This window comes from Spirulina sp. CCY15215 (genome assembly GCF_016888125.1).
Lineage (GTDB): Bacteria > Cyanobacteriota > Cyanobacteriia > Cyanobacteriales > Spirulinaceae > CCY15215.
The window spans coordinates 1-207 of record NZ_JACSWA010000499.1; the positions used below are offsets into that span (position 1 = coordinate 1).

The window sequence follows — 207 nt, forward strand, 5'->3', positions numbered from 1 at the left end:
CCGCACCAACTATAGCTGCTGTTGCTGCATTGTTAATCCCTAAATCTACGCTACAAACATATTCTGATTCCTCTCTTTCGACTTTTTTAATCTTTACCGGCATGGAAAGCTGACAGGTTCTTTTGTTGACCACTAATGCAGGAGATTTTATCTCGTTTCCTTCTACAAGATGGCGGTTTTTCCCTTGTTTTTTGACGGGGATTTCTG

General features: G+C 41.1%; 1 pseudogene. It reads right to left on the bottom strand.

Annotation, left to right across the window (positions count from 1 at the left end):
- Positions 1-207 (bottom strand): annotated as a pseudogene (locus JUI58_RS16760) (IS200/IS605 family accessory protein TnpB-related protein); the annotation flags it as partial.